A 14,208-nucleotide genomic window follows, 5' to 3' on the forward strand; every position below is an offset into this window, starting at 1 on the left:
TCACTGCGATGGAGGGAGCACGAGAACGCGTATCACTTCGCGGGCGAGGTCTCGTCGACCCAGAGGTCCTCGACGTTCTGGTGGGTCAGCTCGGTCGCGTTCAGCTGAACGCCGTGGAGCCATGGCTGCACGGCCATGACCGCCTTGTTGTAATTGAAGAACCAGACCGGCGCCTCTTCATACAGCAGCGCATTGGCCTTCTGCAGCAGCTGGATGCGCTTTGCGGAATCGTCGGACTGCCCGGCCTCGTCGAGAATCTTGTCGAGGTCGGCGTTCTTGAAGTTCATGTAGTTGCAGGCCGATTGCGGCGTCGACGAGTGGAAGCATTTCAGCGCCGCCTGGGGGTCCGGGCCTGTCTGCTGGGAATAGATGAAGGCCTGGTAGTCGCCGGACCGCACCACCTCCGACAGCACCGCGGCCTCGACCTGCTTGACCTTCACCTTGATGCCGACCTTGTCCAGCATCGGGATGACCGCCGAGACGATCGGCAGGCCCCAGCTTTCATTCTGGCTGGTGGTCCATTCGAATTCGAAGCCGGAGGGGTAGCCGGCGTCAGCGAGCAGCTGCTTGGCCTTGGCGGGATCGAAGGGGTAAGGCTTCATCGCCTTGTCGTAGGCCGTCGAGGTCAGCGGCAGCCAGCCGGTGGCGCGATAGGCCTTGCCCTTGACCAGCTTGCTGATGATCAAATCGGTATCGATCGCATAGTTGATCGCCTGCCGGACGCGCTTGTCGGCGAACGGCTTGAACGCGGGATTCATCCCCATGTAACGCGTGAAAACCTCGGCGACCTCGGCGATGGTGCCCTTGAGGTTGGGATCGGCCTGATAGGCGACATATTGCGCCGGCCCGAGCACGGAGGTGTCGATCTCCTTGTTGCGGAAGGCGACATCGCGCGCCGCGGCTTCGCCCATGATCGACACGATGACCTTGTCGGCGTAGGGCTTGCCGGGCTTGTAGAACCGGTCCCAGCGCTCCAGGACGATGCGCGATCCCGGCACGTGCTCGACGAACTTGAACGGTCCAAGGCCGATCGGATGCTGGATGAAGCCGTCCTTGGCGGCCTCGTCGGCCGGATAGATCGAGGTCAGCGCGGTGAACAAGTAGAAGGCCGGATCGACTTTCTCGGTCAGCTTCATCTCGACGGTGAAGTCGTCGATCTTCTTCAGGCCGGAAATTTCCTTGGCCTGGCCCTTCTCCACCGCGGCCGCGCCCTCGATGATCCGGACATAGCGCGCGCCGGGGTAGGCCTTGGTGCCGTCCATGATGCGGTTGTAGGACCAGATGAGGTCGTCAGCCGTCATCTTGCGGCCGTTGTGGAAATAGGCGTCGTCGCGGAGCTTGAAGGTGTAGACGAGACCTCCGCCCGAAACCACGGCCTCCTTGGCAAGCTCCGGGATCGGCTTACCTTCCGCGGAATCCCAGATGTAGAGCGAGCGATGCAGGCCCTTGGCGTAGATCTCGTCCTGGGCGCGCTGGGTGGTGTGGATGTCCAGGCTCGTGAAACTCGAGCCATAGGGCGCGGTCATGCGGATGGTTCCGCCCTTGCGCGGTGTCTGAGCCTCTGCCGGGGCGGCGAGCGCCAGTCCCAGGCCCGCAACGATCGCCAACATCCTGAACATCATGTGTCCCCCAACAACGCAGGTAGTCCGATCAGGGATTTGATCATTCGGAGCCCGTCGAATGCAAGCCTCGTTTTGATGGCGATCAGTGGTTCCGGGCCTCGGGCAGGTTGTATCCCCCCGCGATGCAAGGCCGATTGACGCGGTGCCGGGACCAGTGAACATTTTTCGCAATCAATGCGACCAAACCCATGATCGTTATCTGAGCCCCAGGGATCGCGGAAAAAATGACTCGCCGAACGCTCTTTGTCTTGCTCGCGGGCAGTCTGCTCGCCGCGACGGCGGCGATGGCGATCCCCGTTACGCCGGACCCCTCTCGCGACAGTCCGACCAACACCATCCACGCCGGCTGGCAGCACACCTCGCGGTCAAACGGGTATGTCGACCAGACCTGGTGGGCCGTCAGGGACAGTTGCTCCCCGGAATATCTCGGTGAGCGCCTGCTCTGCGACGCTGTCGGGGTTTTGGCCCGGGCCACGAGCCGGACCTTCGAGGCCAAAATGTCCGAAGACATGGGTCTGCCGCTCCCCGACGGCTGGGGCCTGATGACCGCGAAGAACTCGCCTTTCATCCGGTCGGCTCACGTCGAGACGCCGCGCGATCTTGAGGTCGTGCTCAGCTTCTATCGCGCCGCACTCAGCAAAAACGGCTGGACCGAGACTGACGGTGCGGTGGTCGAGCCCGACCGGGCCGTGATCGCCTTCACGACTTCAGATGGACCGGCGCTGCTCCGGCTCACCCGTCAGGACGGCAAGACCATCGCCGACCTGTCGCGGCGCAAGCCGGCGGTGGCGACGTCAGGCCTCCTGCCGAAGCCGGGGCAAGTGAAGCTGATGCTCGGCAACAAGACGGATGACGCGGCAGTCGTCACCGTCGACCAGCGAACCATCAGGCTGGCTGCGCATGCCGGAGAGAAGCTCGCCTACTCCGACGACACGGCGAACGAATTGCCGGATAGCCAAAAGATCGACCTGCCGCCGGGTAAGTACAAGGTTACCATCAGGATCGACGGCGGCACGGCCGAGAGCCGCGCGTTCGAGGTCGCGGCCAACGAGACCTGGGGCCTGCTGGTCGGCCCGGACGGCGCTGCACTTCCGATGCGGCTGTATTGACCGCCTCCACGCCATGAGGCTCTCAGCCGGATAGCTCCGGCTGCCAGTCGCGCAATTTTCGCGCGGCGCCGGTGACGTCGGCGATGGTCCGAAACGCCACTGCCTCCACCATCATTCCGCGCGCCAGCCGCACGGCGCGGGCTTCGCTGATGGCGCGCCTCTTCGGGTCCTCGATCAGCTCGAAATCGATGTTGTGGGCGAGGCCGAAGATGCGGCGGATGGTCTTCGCGGCGGCGAAGCCGACGGTGTCAGTGAAGAGACGCTGCATATAGGCCTGCCGCTCGAGCTCCAGCCGCGCAACGCCCTTCTCGCCGGCGAACAGCGAGACCGGATAGGCGTCGCCGCCGGCGTCCGTCCGCCAGAGCTCGAGGAATTTTCGCGCGAACTCGTTCCAGACCTGGTCGACCGTTTCCAGCACCCAGCTCTCAAAGGCATGCCGCTCGCCCGGTGCGCGCTCGTGGCCGGCGGAGGCGAAAAAGGCCATCAGGAGGTTCGCCAGCACCGCGCCGACGTCAAACCCCATCGGGCCGTAAAAGGCGAATTCGGGGTCGATCACCCGCGTCTCGCTGTCGGTCACCATGATCGAGCCGGTGTGGAGATCGCCGTGCAGCAGTCCTTCCGGGCTTGCCATGAATTTCAGCTTCAGCCGGGAGATCGCGACATGCAGCTCCATGTCGTCGCGCAAGGCCGCGGCCACCCCGTCGAGATAAGGCGCGGTCCAGCGGTTCTGCTCGGCGATACGATAGGGATCGGTGAAGATCAGATCCTCGGTGATCTTGCACAGCGCATGGTTGCCGGCGAAGGCCGCGATGGCCTCCTTCTTCTCCGCGGCTGTGAGCGCGAGATCTGAGGTGAAGAACAGCGTCCGCGCCATGAAGGTCGTGATGTCATCGACGAAGCGCGGATAGCGCGTGCCGGCGACCAGCCCCTTGCGCATGATGATATGGGGCTCGAGCAGCTCCATCACCGTGAGTGCCAGCATCTCGTTGTGGTGCAGCAGCGCCGGCACGAGGCCGGGCGCGAGCTGGGCCTGCCGGGTCAACGCGAGATATTCGTAGTGGGCGCGCGACAACGGCAGCGGCCAACTCTCGCCGACGAGGCGGACGTAAGGCAGCGCCTGCTTCACGGCGATGCCGCCACGCGCACCCTTGACGATGAAGACGAGGTTGAGGTTGCCGTCACCGACCTCGGTGATCCCCCAGGCGGCCGGCTTGCCGCCGAGCAGTGCCGCGATGTCAGGCAGGCCCGCGAGATAGTCCCGCAAGGCTGCTTCCTGCAAAATCCGATAGTCCCCCGTCCGGCTCCCGGTCATGACGATCCCATCCCATGCTTGATGGCCGGATCGTTACTCGCGCTCCAGGAAGCTCGAGCCGATCTCGGCCTTTCTTTTGATCGGATCGTAATCACAATAGACGCTGTCCGCCACCAGCGTGTAGCTGGCGCTGACGGTGTATTTGTCCAGCTTGACAGAGTTCAATCCGATCACCGAGGTGCTCTTGCCGCCGTTCCATTTGAACGGCGTCGAGCTCTTGGCCTGCTCGCAGGCCTGCACGGCTTCGTTGAAGACGTAGCCCTCGACGAACGCCTTCAGTGTTCGCACCTGCACGGCCATCTTCCACTCAAAATAGCCGATCGCACTGATCCCGGCGACGATCAGCACCAGAAGCGCGACGACGATCCTCTGAAAAGTCATTCGTTCCCCCAACAACGACGCAACTGCAAAATCGCTAAAACGGCATTCCCATCAATTTCGACAGCCGCTCGATCGAGAGATAGCCGGCCTGATAGGCCGCCATGCCGAGCCCATAGATGATCGCCGAGATGATCGTGGTCCAGATCAGCTTGCGCTTCATGCCGGTCAGGACCGGGGCGCCGGGGTCTGTGCCTGGCGCGCCGACGCCGTCCTCGTGCTGGCTGCGCACGCCGAACGGCAGCGTCAGAAACAGCGCGATCCACCAGATGACGAAGTAGATCGCGAGCGCGGTTGAGATCTGGACGGCCATGATCCCGTCCCTACGCCTGCTCGATTTCGACCAGCGCGCCGGAAAAGTCCTTCGGGTGCAGGAACAGCACCGGCTTGCCGTGGGCGCCGATCTTCGGCACGCCGTCACCAAGGACCCGCGCGCCTTCCTTCACCAGGGTGTCGCGCGAGGCGATGATGTCGACGACCTCGTAGCAGACGTGGTGGATGCCGCCGTCGGCATTGCGCTCGAGAAACTTTGCGATCGGCGAGGTCTCACCGAGCGGCTCGATGAACTCGATCTTGGTGTTGGGGAGCGTCGCGAACACGGTGGTGACGCCATGCTCGGGCAGCAGCACAGCGTCAGAAATCTGCGCCCCGAACGCCGCACCGTAGATTTTTGCGGACTTGACGGCATCCCTGGTCGCGATCGCGACGTGGTTGAGGCGACCCAGCATGTTTCTTCTCCCTCATCGCATGATCCGAAGACCATGCTCAACTACACCGTCAGGACGTGTACCAGACAGGGGGGCTTTTTGCCCCAATGTTCGTTGATGACGGCCCGGACGGCGCGTCGCACCGATTCCGCCAGCGCGTCCGCATCCCTGCGGCGCGCCTTGGGCAGGCCCTCGATCGTGGACATCACGGCGTCGAAAACGATGTCGTCGAGCGGCTCACCTGCCCTGTTCTTCTCGGGGATGCCGACCAGATCGACCTCGGGCTCGTCGACCAGCTCGCCCTGCGCGGTCATGGCGACTGCGACGAAGGCGCAGCCGGAGAACGCCATGCGGCGGCGCTCGACCACGGCGCGGGACTTGGAATCCTCAAGAATCGTGCCGTCCTTGTAGAGCCGGCCCGACGGTATCTCGCCGATGATGCCGGGATCGCCGGGACCGAGCTTGACGAGGTCGCCGTTGCGAATGACCAGGACCCGCGGCACGCCGGCGGCGCGCGCTAGCTTGGCGTGCTCGTTCAGGTGCAGGGCTTCGCCATGGACGGGGATCAGGAGCTGCGGCTTCACCCAGGAGATCATGTCGCGCAGCTCGTCGCGGCGGGGATGGCCCGAGACGTGGACCAGATGGTCGCGGTCGGTGAGGACCTCGACGCCCTGCAGCACCAGATTGTTGATGATCGAGCCGACGGCCTTCTCGTTGCCGGGAATGGTGCGCGAGGAGAAGATCACGCTGTCGCCGCGGTTGAGCGTGATTTCGGGATGGTCGTCATTGGCGATGCGCGCCAGCGCGGCGCGGGATTCACCCTGGCTGCCGGTGCAGAGCGCCAGCACCTTGTCCTGCGGCAGATGGCCGTAGACCTCGGGCGAGCGGAAATTCTGTACGCCGTCGAGATAGCCGGTCTCGCGCGCGACCTGCACCACGCGCTCCATGGCGCGACCGACCACCACTACCTCGCGGTCGGCGGCTTTCGCAGCATCGGCGACAGCCTTGATGCGGGCGACGTTGGAGGCGAAGGTCGTGACCGCGACGCGGCCCTTGGCGGCCTTCACGAGGTCGATGATGGTGCGGGCAACTTCGGCTTCGGAAGGCGAGCGGCCGTCTCGGACGGCATTGGTGGAATCGCCGATCAGGGCAATCACGCCCTCCTCGCCGAGCTCGCGCAGCCGCTTCTCGTCGGTTGGACGTCCCAAGGTCGGAGTCGGATCGATTTTCCAGTCGCCGGTGTGCAGCACCGTCCCGGCCTCGGTGTGGATCGCCAGCGCATGCGCTTCCGGAATCGAGTGCGCAACCGGGATGAACTCGACGTTGAAGGGGCCGACGTCGATGCGGCCGCCCGACGGGACGATGGTGACCGGGATTTTCGGCGCATTGCGCTCGGCGGCGCATTTGGCCTCGAACAGCGCCGCGCTGAACTGCGTGGCGTAGATCGGGCATTTCAGCCGGGGCCAGAGATCGATGATGGCGCCAAAATGGTCCTCATGGGCGTGGGTCAGCACCAGGCCCATCAGGTTCTTGCGTTCCTTCTCCAGGAAGCTGATGTCCGGCATGATCAAATCGATGCCGGGCAGATGCTCCTCGTCGCCAAAGGAGACGCCAAGATCGACCGCCAGCCAGGACCGCTGCTGGCGGTTGCCGAGGCCGTAGATCGACAGGTTCATGCCGATCTCGCCGACGCCGCCGAGCGGTGCAAATACCAGTTCGTCGGGTCTCGCCATCACGCAGCTCCCACCGAACGGACCGGGCCGAAGAACACCTCGCCCGCGGCGATCGGCACGCGACGGCCCTCCGCGGTGCGGACGATCAGGCAGCCGGTGTCGTCGATCGTGTCAAAAATACCTTCCAGCACCTTGGTTCCCGTGTGGATCGCGATCGGCTCGCCAAGGCGGGCGGCGCGCTCCAGCCAGAGCTTTCGGATCTCGGCAAAGCCGCGGCCATCGTCCCAGATGCCGCGAAACTCGACCCAGGCGTCCGTCAGCTCGGAGAACAGCTCCTCAGCGCTGATCTGGACGCCGAGCGCCGCGAGCGACACCGCCGGTGTCGGCGTGCCTTCGGGCGCCGCCACGATGTTGGTGCCGATGCCGACCACGATGGCGAGGCGATCGCCAACGGCTTCGGCCTCCAGGCCAATGCCGACCAGCTTCTTGCCGTTGGCAAGGACGTCATTCGGCCATTTCAGGGTGTATCGGGGCCGGTCGGAGCCGAGCCGCAGCGCGGCCTCGATGCTGACTTTCTCGAGCGCCGCTTCCTCCGCCAGCCCTGCGGCGAAACCGATCGTGGCGGCCACCGCGGGTGCGATGTCGAGGACTTCAAGGACGCTGGCCGCGAGATTGCCCCGCGGCGAGACCCAGGCACGCTGGCGACGGCCGCGGCCCGCCGTCTGCTCCGCTGTCACGAACCAGATCGGACCGCGCTCGCCTGCGCGCGCGCTTTCGATCGCGTCGGTATTGGTCGAGCCGGTCCGCTCAGAAGCTGCGAGCTTGTAGCCCGCCGCGATAGCACGAGGACCGAGCGCGAACCCCATCCTAGAACAGCGACTTGGCGGCAGCGGAAGCGACGCTCACCACCGGACCCGCGAACAATGCGAACAGGATGTTGAACAGGCCAAAGACCGCCATCACCGTCTTCACCTCGACGCGCACCGGATCGACCTGGCCTGCCGGCTCGTCGAAATACATCGTCTTGACGATGGTGAGATAGTAGTAGGCGCCCACGACGCTGGAGAGCACGCCGATCACGGCCAGCGTGAACAAATTCGCCTTGATGGCTGCGACGAAGACGTACCATTTGGCGAAGAAGCCGGCGAGCGGCGGAATGCCGGCGAGCGAGAACAGCAGCATCGCGAACATGAAGGCGAGCAGCGGGTTGGTGCGCGAGAGACCGGCGAAATCCTTGATCTGCTCAACGGCCTGGCCGTTGCGCTTCATCGAGAGGATGATCGAGAACGAGCCGAGCGTCATCGCGACATAGATCACGATGTACATCAGCACGCCCTGCGCGCCCTCGACGGTGCCGGAGGCAAGGCCAACCAGCGCAAAGCCCATATGGCCGATCGAGGAGTACGCCATCAGGCGCTTGATGTTGCTCTGGCCGATCGCGGCGAACGAACCCAGCACCATCGAGGCGATCGCGACGAACACCAGGATCTGCTGCCACTGCGAGACGATGCCGGGGAATGCGGTCAGCGTGACGCGGGTGAACACGGCGAGCGCGGCCACCTTCGGCGCGGACGCGAAGAAAGCGGTGACCGGGGTCGGAGCGCCCTCGTAAACGTCCGGCGTCCACATGTGGAACGGCACAGCCGAGACCTTGAAGCAAAGGCCGGCGAGCAGGAAGACCAGGCCAAAGACGAGGCCGACATTCGCTGATGTCGCAGCCGTTGCGATCCCGGCGAAGCTGACCGTGCCGGTGAAGCCATAGATCAGCGAGGCGCCATAGAGCAGCATGCCCGAGGACAGCGCGCCCAGCACGAAATACTTCAGGCCGGCTTCGGTCGACTTGGCGTTGTCGCGGTTCGAGGCCGCCACGACGTAGAGCGCGAGCGACATCAATTCGAGGCCGAGATAGAGCGAGATCAGGTCGCCGGCCGAGATCAGCACCATCATGCCGAGCGTCGAGAGCAGCACCAGGATCGCGTATTCGAAGATGCGCCGTGACGGGTCGGACAGGAACTCGGTCGACAGCACCAGCGTCACCGCCGAGCCGATCAGGGCCAGGATCTTCATGAAGCGGGCGAAGTCGTCGACAATGAAGCTGCCGCCGAAAGTCACCTGCTTGCCTGCCGGCAGCGTGTATTCGAGCACGCCGACCACGATCAGCAGCAGCACCGCGAGCGTCGTGACCGTGCCGGTGGTCCCCTGCCCACGATAGGCGCCGAGCATCAGAAGCGCCATGGCACCGATCGCGAGCACGAGCTCGGGCAGCACCGGCGCCAGTTGATAACCTGCAGTCGTAAAGCTCATGGCGATATCCTGACCTGCCCGATCACTGGAGCAGTGCGGCGGCCTTCACGGCCGTCACAGCGGTGTTGTAATTGTTGACGAGTTGCTGGACCGAGGCGGCCGACATGTCGAGCACCGGCTTCGGATAGACGCCGAACAGGATCGTCAGCGCGATCAGCGGGAACAGCGTCACGCACTCACGCAGAGTGAGATCCTTCATGCTCGCCAGCGACGGCTTGACCAGCGCCCCGAATACGACCTTGCGGTAGAGCCACAGCGCGTAGCAGGCCGACAGGATCACGCCGAAGGTGGCGAAGAACGCGGTCGAGACCGAGACCTTGAAGGTACCGAGCAGCGTCATGAACTCGCCGACGAAGCCGGAGGTGCCAGGCAGACCGACATTGGCCATGGTGAAGATCATGAAGGTCAGCGCATAGAGCGGCATCCGGTTGACGAGGCCGCCATAGGCCGCGATCTCGCGGGTGTGCATGCGGTCGTAGACGACGCCGACGCAGAGGAACAGCGCGCCGGAGACGATGCCGTGCGAGATCATCTGGAACACGCCGCCGGCGACGCCCTGCATGGTGCCGGCGAAGATACCCATGGTGACGAAGCCCATATGCGCGACCGACGAGTACGCAATCAGCTTCTTCATGTCCTCCTGCATCAGCGCCACCAGCGAGGTGTAGATGATGGCAATCGCGGACATGGTGAAGATCAGCGGCGCGAAGTCATGCGAGGCCAGCGGGAACATCGGCAGCGAGAAGCGCAGGAAGCCGTAGCCGCCCATCTTCAGCAGGATCGCGGCGAGGACCACGGATCCAGCCGTCGGCGCCTCGACATGCGCGTCAGGCAGCCAGGTGTGCACCGGCCACATCGGCATCTTCACCGCAAACGAGGCGAAGAAGGCCAGCCACGCCCAGGTCTGCAGCGACCGCGGCACGGCGGTGTGCATCAGGGTCGGGATGTCGGTGGTGCCGCCGTTCCAGTACAGCGCCATGATGGCGAGCAGCATCAGGACCGAGCCGAGCAGCGTGTAGAGGAAGAACTTGAACGAGGCGTAGACCCGGCGCGGACCGCCCCAGACGCCGATGATCAGGAACATCGGGATCAGGCCGCCTTCGAAGAACAGGTAGAACAGCACGAGATCGAGCGCCGAGAAGGTGCCGATCATCAGCGTTTCCAGGATCAGGAACGCCATCATGTACTCGCGGACGCGGTTGGTGATCGCCTTCCAGCTCGCGATGATGCAGAACGGCATGATCGCGGTGGTGAGGATCACCAGCGGCAGCGAAATGCCGTCCACGCCCATGTGGTAGGTGATGCCGGTCGCAAGCCAGTTCGCCTTCTCGACGAACTGGAAGTCGGCGTTGGACGGGTCGAAGCGCATGACCAGGAGCACCGACACCGCGAAGGTGATCAGCGTGGTCCAGAGTGCGATCCAGCGCGAATTGCGCTTGGCCGCCTCGTCATCGCCGCGGCTCAGGTAGACGATCAGCGCGCCGACCAGCGGCAGGAACGTCGTAACCGATAGGATGGGCCAGGTAGTCATTTACTGGCCTCCAAAGCCGAACATGAACCACGTGATCAGGCCGGCGGCTCCGATCAGCATGGCGAATGCGTAGTGATAGAGATAGCCGGTCTGGATCTTCACGACGTTGCGGGTGACGTCCAGCACGCGGGCCGAGATACCGTCGGGACCGAAGCCGTCGATGATGAAGCCGTCGCCCTTCTTCCAGAGCTGGTAGCCGATCCACTTCGCCGGACGGACGAAGATGAAATCGTAGAGCTCGTCGAAGTACCATTTGTTGAGCAGGAACCGGTACAGCATCGGCTGCGTGTTCGCGAGCTCGACCGGGAGGTAGGGCTTGCGGATGTAGAAGGTGTAGGACACCAGGAAACCACCGGCCATCATCACGAAGGGCAGCCAGCCCAACAGATGCGGCATGTGCTCCATGTCCTCGAGGATATGCGGGTTCATCTTCACGGACTCGCGGAAGAACTCTTCCACGCCGTGAGGACCGGTGAACAGCTCCTTGAACGGGAAGCCGGCCAGGACCGAGCCAACCGCCAGCACGCCGATCGGGATCAGCATCCAGATCGGGCTCTCATGCGCGGCCTCGTAGTGCTCCTGGTCGTGCGGCTCGCCGAAGAAGGTCTTGAACACCAGACGCCAGGAATAGAACGAGGTCAGGCCGGCGGCCAAGATCGTCATCAGATAGGCATAGGTCGAGAACGGATTATGCGAGGCGTAGGCCGCCTCGATGATCGCGTCCTTGGAGAAGTAGCCGGCGAACAACGGGAAGCCGGTCAGCGCCAGCGTGCCGACGGTCATCACCGCGAACGTGTACGGGATCTTCCTCCAGAGGCCACCCATGTTGCGGATGTCCTGCTCGTGGTGCATCGCGTAGATCACCGAGCCGGAGCCTAAGAACAGCAGCGCCTTGAAGAAGGCATGCGTGAACAGATGGAACATGCCGACCGAATAGGCCCCTGCTCCCATCGCCACGAACATGTAGCCGAGCTGCGAACAGGTCGAATAGGCGACGATGCGCTTGATGTCGTTCTGGACGAGACCGATGGTCGCGGCGAAGAACGCCGTGGTGGCGCCGAAGAACATCACGACGGCCTGGGCGTTCGGGGCGAGCTCGAACAGCGGCGAGAGGCGCGCCACCATGAACACGCCGGCGGTGACCATGGTCGCGGCGTGGATCAGCGCCGACACAGGCGTCGGGCCTTCCATCGCGTCCGGCAACCAGGTGTGCAGCAGGAACTGCGCCGATTTGCCCATCGCGCCCATGAACAGCAGCAGGCAGGTCAGCGTCAGCGCATCGGCGTGCCAGCCGAAGAAGTCGATGGTCTTGCCGGTGAGGCCGGGAGCTGCGTGGAAGATGGTCTCGAAATCGGTCGAGCTGGTCAGGTAGAAGATCGCGAAGATGCCGAGCGCAAAGCCGAAATCGCCGACGCGGTTGACCACGAAGGCCTTGATGGCGGCGGCGTTCGCCGACGGCTTCTGGTACCAGAAGCCGATCAGCAGATAGCTCGCTAGACCCACGCCTTCCCAGCCGAAGAACAGCTGCACCAAATTGTCCGCGGTCACCAGCATCAGCATGGCGAAGGTGAACAGGCTGAGATAGCCGAAGAAGCGCGGCCGGTACGGATCCTCGTCCATGTAGCCGATGGAATAGAGGTGCACGAGCGAGGACACGGTCGTCACCACCACCAGCATCACGGCGGTGAGCGTGTCGACGCGCAGCGTCCACCAGACCTCGAGCTCGCCGGAGAAGATCCAGGGCAGAAGCTGATACCGGGCGTCATGGCCATTGAAGCCGACATCAACCAGCGTCATCCAGGACAGCGCGGCCGAAACAAACAGCAATGCAGTGGTGATCAGTTCGGCGCCGCGTGAACCCGCAGCCGCCGGCTCGACCGGACCGTGGCCGTGGTCGTCGTGAGCGTGATCGTCGTGCGCGGCCGCCGCATGGGCGTCGCCGTGGCCGTGATCATCGTGATGCTCGACCGTGTCGCCCGAGGGGTTGCGAGCATGCGCGCCGAACAGCGCGATCAGGCCAGCAAGAATGGCGCCCAGCAGAGGCAGAAAGACAATTGCCTGGACCATGACTTATTTCTCTTTCCGCATGATCTGGTCGGAAAACCGGTATCCACTTTTCCGGATCATGCGTTAGCCCTTCATCAGATTGACGTCCTCAACCGCGATCGAGCCGCGGTTGCGGAAATAGACCACCAGGATGGCAAGACCGATCGCGGCTTCGGCAGCAGCGACGGTCAAGACCAGCAGCGCGAAGACCTGGCCGACGATGTCGCCGAGGAAGGTCGAGAATGCCACCAGGTTGATGTTGACCGAGAGCAGGATCAGCTCGATCGACATCAGGATGACGATGATGTTCTTGCGGTTCAGGAAGATGCCGAGGATGCCGAGCGTGAACAGGATCGCGCCGACCGCCAGATAATGTCCGAGCCCGATCGTCATTTCACCCACTCCGCCGCGTCGCTGTCCTGCAGCCCCTGCCCCGACGCCACCTTGCGCATCGCCATCGCCATCTCGGGCGTGCGCGCGTTCTGAACGTTGATGTCCTGCCGCTTCACGCTCGCCTTGTGGCGCAGCGTCAGCACGATGGCGCCGATCATGGCGACCAGCAGCACCATGCCCGAGAGCTGGAAGTAGTGGACATACTTCGTATAGAGCACGAGACCCAGCGCCTCCGTGTTCGAGACGTTGGTCGGGATCGGCGCCGTGATGGTCTTGCTCACGGTCGGATTGATGACCCAGGCGCCGACGGTGAGCAGCAGCTCGAACAGGAAGATGCCGCCGATCACGACACCGACCGGCAGGTACTGGATGAAGCCTTCGCGCAGCTCGAGGAAGTCGACATCGAGCATCATGATGACGAACAGGAACAGCACCGCGACCGCGCCGACATAGACGACGATCAGGATCATCGCGAGGAATTCGGCGCCCAACAGCACGAACAGGCCGGAAGCGTTCACGAAGGCCAGGATCAGGTACAGCACGGAGTGGACGGGATTGCGCGAGACAATCACCATCACCGCCGAGGCAACGCAGACGCCGGCGAAGAGATAGAAGAACAGCGCGGGAAGGATCATGCTCTCATCTCACCGGTAAGGCGCATCGAGCTCGATCGCCTTCGCGATCTCGCGTTCCCAGCGGTCGCCGTTGGCGAGCAGCTTGGCCTTGTCATAGAACAGTTCCTCGCGGGTCTCGGTCGCGAACTCGAAGTTCGGACCTTCGACGATGGCGTCGACCGGACAGGCCTCCTGGCAGAGGCCGCAATAGATGCACTTCACCATGTCGATGTCGTAGCGCACGGTGCGGCGGGTGCCGTCGTTGCGGCGCGGGCCGGCCTCGATGGTGATGGCCTGCGCCGGGCAGATCGCCTCGCACAGCTTGCAGGCGATGCAGCGCTCTTCGCCGTTCGGATAGCGCCGCAGCGCATGCTCGCCGCGGAAGCGCGGCGAGATCGGGCCCTTCTCGAACGGATAGTTCAGCGTCGGCTTCGGCTGGAAGAAATAGCGCATGGCGAGGAAGAACGCCGAGACGAATTCCGACAGCAGAAGCGAGCGTGCAGTGGCGTTGATGTTGAT

Annotated in this window: 14 protein-coding genes; 1 reads left to right on the plus strand and 13 read right to left on the minus strand. The window is 63.8% G+C overall.

Annotated features, from left to right (window positions below; all coding sequences use genetic code 11):
- Positions 1-32 precede the first annotated feature (32 nt).
- Positions 33-1,622, minus strand: a complete 1,590-nt coding sequence (locus tag FXB40_RS18850) for an ABC transporter substrate-binding protein (RefSeq protein ID WP_148773688.1) — start codon at positions 1,620-1,622, stop codon at positions 33-35.
- 224 nt (positions 1,623-1,846) lie between these two features.
- On the opposite strand from FXB40_RS18850, the gene FXB40_RS18855 reads away from it, so the two are divergent.
- Positions 1,847-2,731: a hypothetical protein gene (locus tag FXB40_RS18855; protein ID WP_148773689.1), complete on the plus strand. Its 885-nt coding sequence runs from the start codon at positions 1,847-1,849 to the stop codon at positions 2,729-2,731.
- Positions 2,732-2,753: 22 nt separating this feature from the next.
- On the opposite strand, the gene mtnK is transcribed toward FXB40_RS18855, so the two are convergent.
- From mtnK to nuoI, 12 genes are all read right to left on the minus strand, one after another.
- Complete coding sequence (gene mtnK / locus FXB40_RS18860; RefSeq protein WP_148773690.1) at positions 2,754-4,043, minus strand: S-methyl-5-thioribose kinase; 1,290 nt, start codon at positions 4,041-4,043, stop codon at positions 2,754-2,756.
- Between the two features lie 33 nt (positions 4,044-4,076).
- Positions 4,077-4,424: a hypothetical protein gene (locus FXB40_RS18865; RefSeq protein WP_148773691.1), complete on the minus strand. Its 348-nt coding sequence runs from the start codon at positions 4,422-4,424 to the stop codon at positions 4,077-4,079.
- 34 nt (positions 4,425-4,458) lie between these two features.
- Positions 4,459-4,734, minus strand: a complete 276-nt coding sequence (locus FXB40_RS18870) for a DUF1467 family protein (RefSeq protein ID WP_148773692.1) — start codon at positions 4,732-4,734, stop codon at positions 4,459-4,461.
- 10 nt (positions 4,735-4,744) lie between these two features.
- Positions 4,745-5,149, minus strand: a complete 405-nt coding sequence (mce, locus tag FXB40_RS18875; RefSeq protein WP_148773693.1) for a methylmalonyl-CoA epimerase — start codon at positions 5,147-5,149, stop codon at positions 4,745-4,747.
- A gap of 41 nt (positions 5,150-5,190) precedes the next feature.
- Positions 5,191-6,861, minus strand: coding sequence for a ribonuclease J (locus FXB40_RS18880; RefSeq protein WP_148773694.1), 1,671 nt, complete (start codon positions 6,859-6,861; stop codon positions 5,191-5,193).
- Positions 6,861-7,667 (minus strand): biotin--[acetyl-CoA-carboxylase] ligase, encoded by an 807-nt coding sequence (locus FXB40_RS18885; protein WP_148773695.1) that lies wholly within the window; start codon positions 7,665-7,667, stop codon positions 6,861-6,863. Before FXB40_RS18885 ends, FXB40_RS18880 begins: the two co-directional genes overlap by 1 nt.
- Before the next feature lies 1 nt (position 7,668).
- Positions 7,669-9,105 carry an NADH-quinone oxidoreductase subunit NuoN gene (gene nuoN, locus FXB40_RS18890; RefSeq protein ID WP_148773696.1) on the minus strand — a complete coding sequence of 479 codons (1,437 nt, stop codon included), beginning with the start codon at positions 9,103-9,105 and terminating at the stop codon, positions 7,669-7,671.
- 22 nt (positions 9,106-9,127) lie between these two features.
- Positions 9,128-10,636, minus strand: coding sequence for an NADH-quinone oxidoreductase subunit M (locus FXB40_RS18895; RefSeq protein WP_148773697.1), 1,509 nt, complete (start codon positions 10,634-10,636; stop codon positions 9,128-9,130).
- Positions 10,637-12,703 carry an NADH-quinone oxidoreductase subunit L gene (nuoL, locus tag FXB40_RS18900; RefSeq protein ID WP_148773698.1) on the minus strand — a complete coding sequence of 689 codons (2,067 nt, stop codon included), beginning with the start codon at positions 12,701-12,703 and terminating at the stop codon, positions 10,637-10,639.
- Positions 12,704-12,766: 63 nt separating this feature from the next.
- Positions 12,767-13,075, minus strand: coding sequence for an NADH-quinone oxidoreductase subunit NuoK (nuoK, locus tag FXB40_RS18905; RefSeq protein WP_008547737.1), 309 nt, complete (start codon positions 13,073-13,075; stop codon positions 12,767-12,769).
- Complete coding sequence (locus tag FXB40_RS18910; protein WP_148773699.1) at positions 13,072-13,710, minus strand: NADH-quinone oxidoreductase subunit J; 639 nt, start codon at positions 13,708-13,710, stop codon at positions 13,072-13,074. Before FXB40_RS18910 ends, nuoK begins: the two co-directional genes overlap by 4 nt.
- A gap of 9 nt (positions 13,711-13,719) precedes the next feature.
- Positions 13,720-14,208, minus strand: coding sequence for an NADH-quinone oxidoreductase subunit NuoI (gene nuoI, locus FXB40_RS18915; RefSeq protein WP_027529879.1), 489 nt, complete (start codon positions 14,206-14,208; stop codon positions 13,720-13,722).

Origin of the sequence: Bradyrhizobium rifense (genome assembly GCF_008123425.1) — a bacterium.
In the GTDB taxonomy this organism is placed as follows: Bacteria; Pseudomonadota; Alphaproteobacteria; order Rhizobiales; family Xanthobacteraceae; genus Bradyrhizobium; species Bradyrhizobium rifense.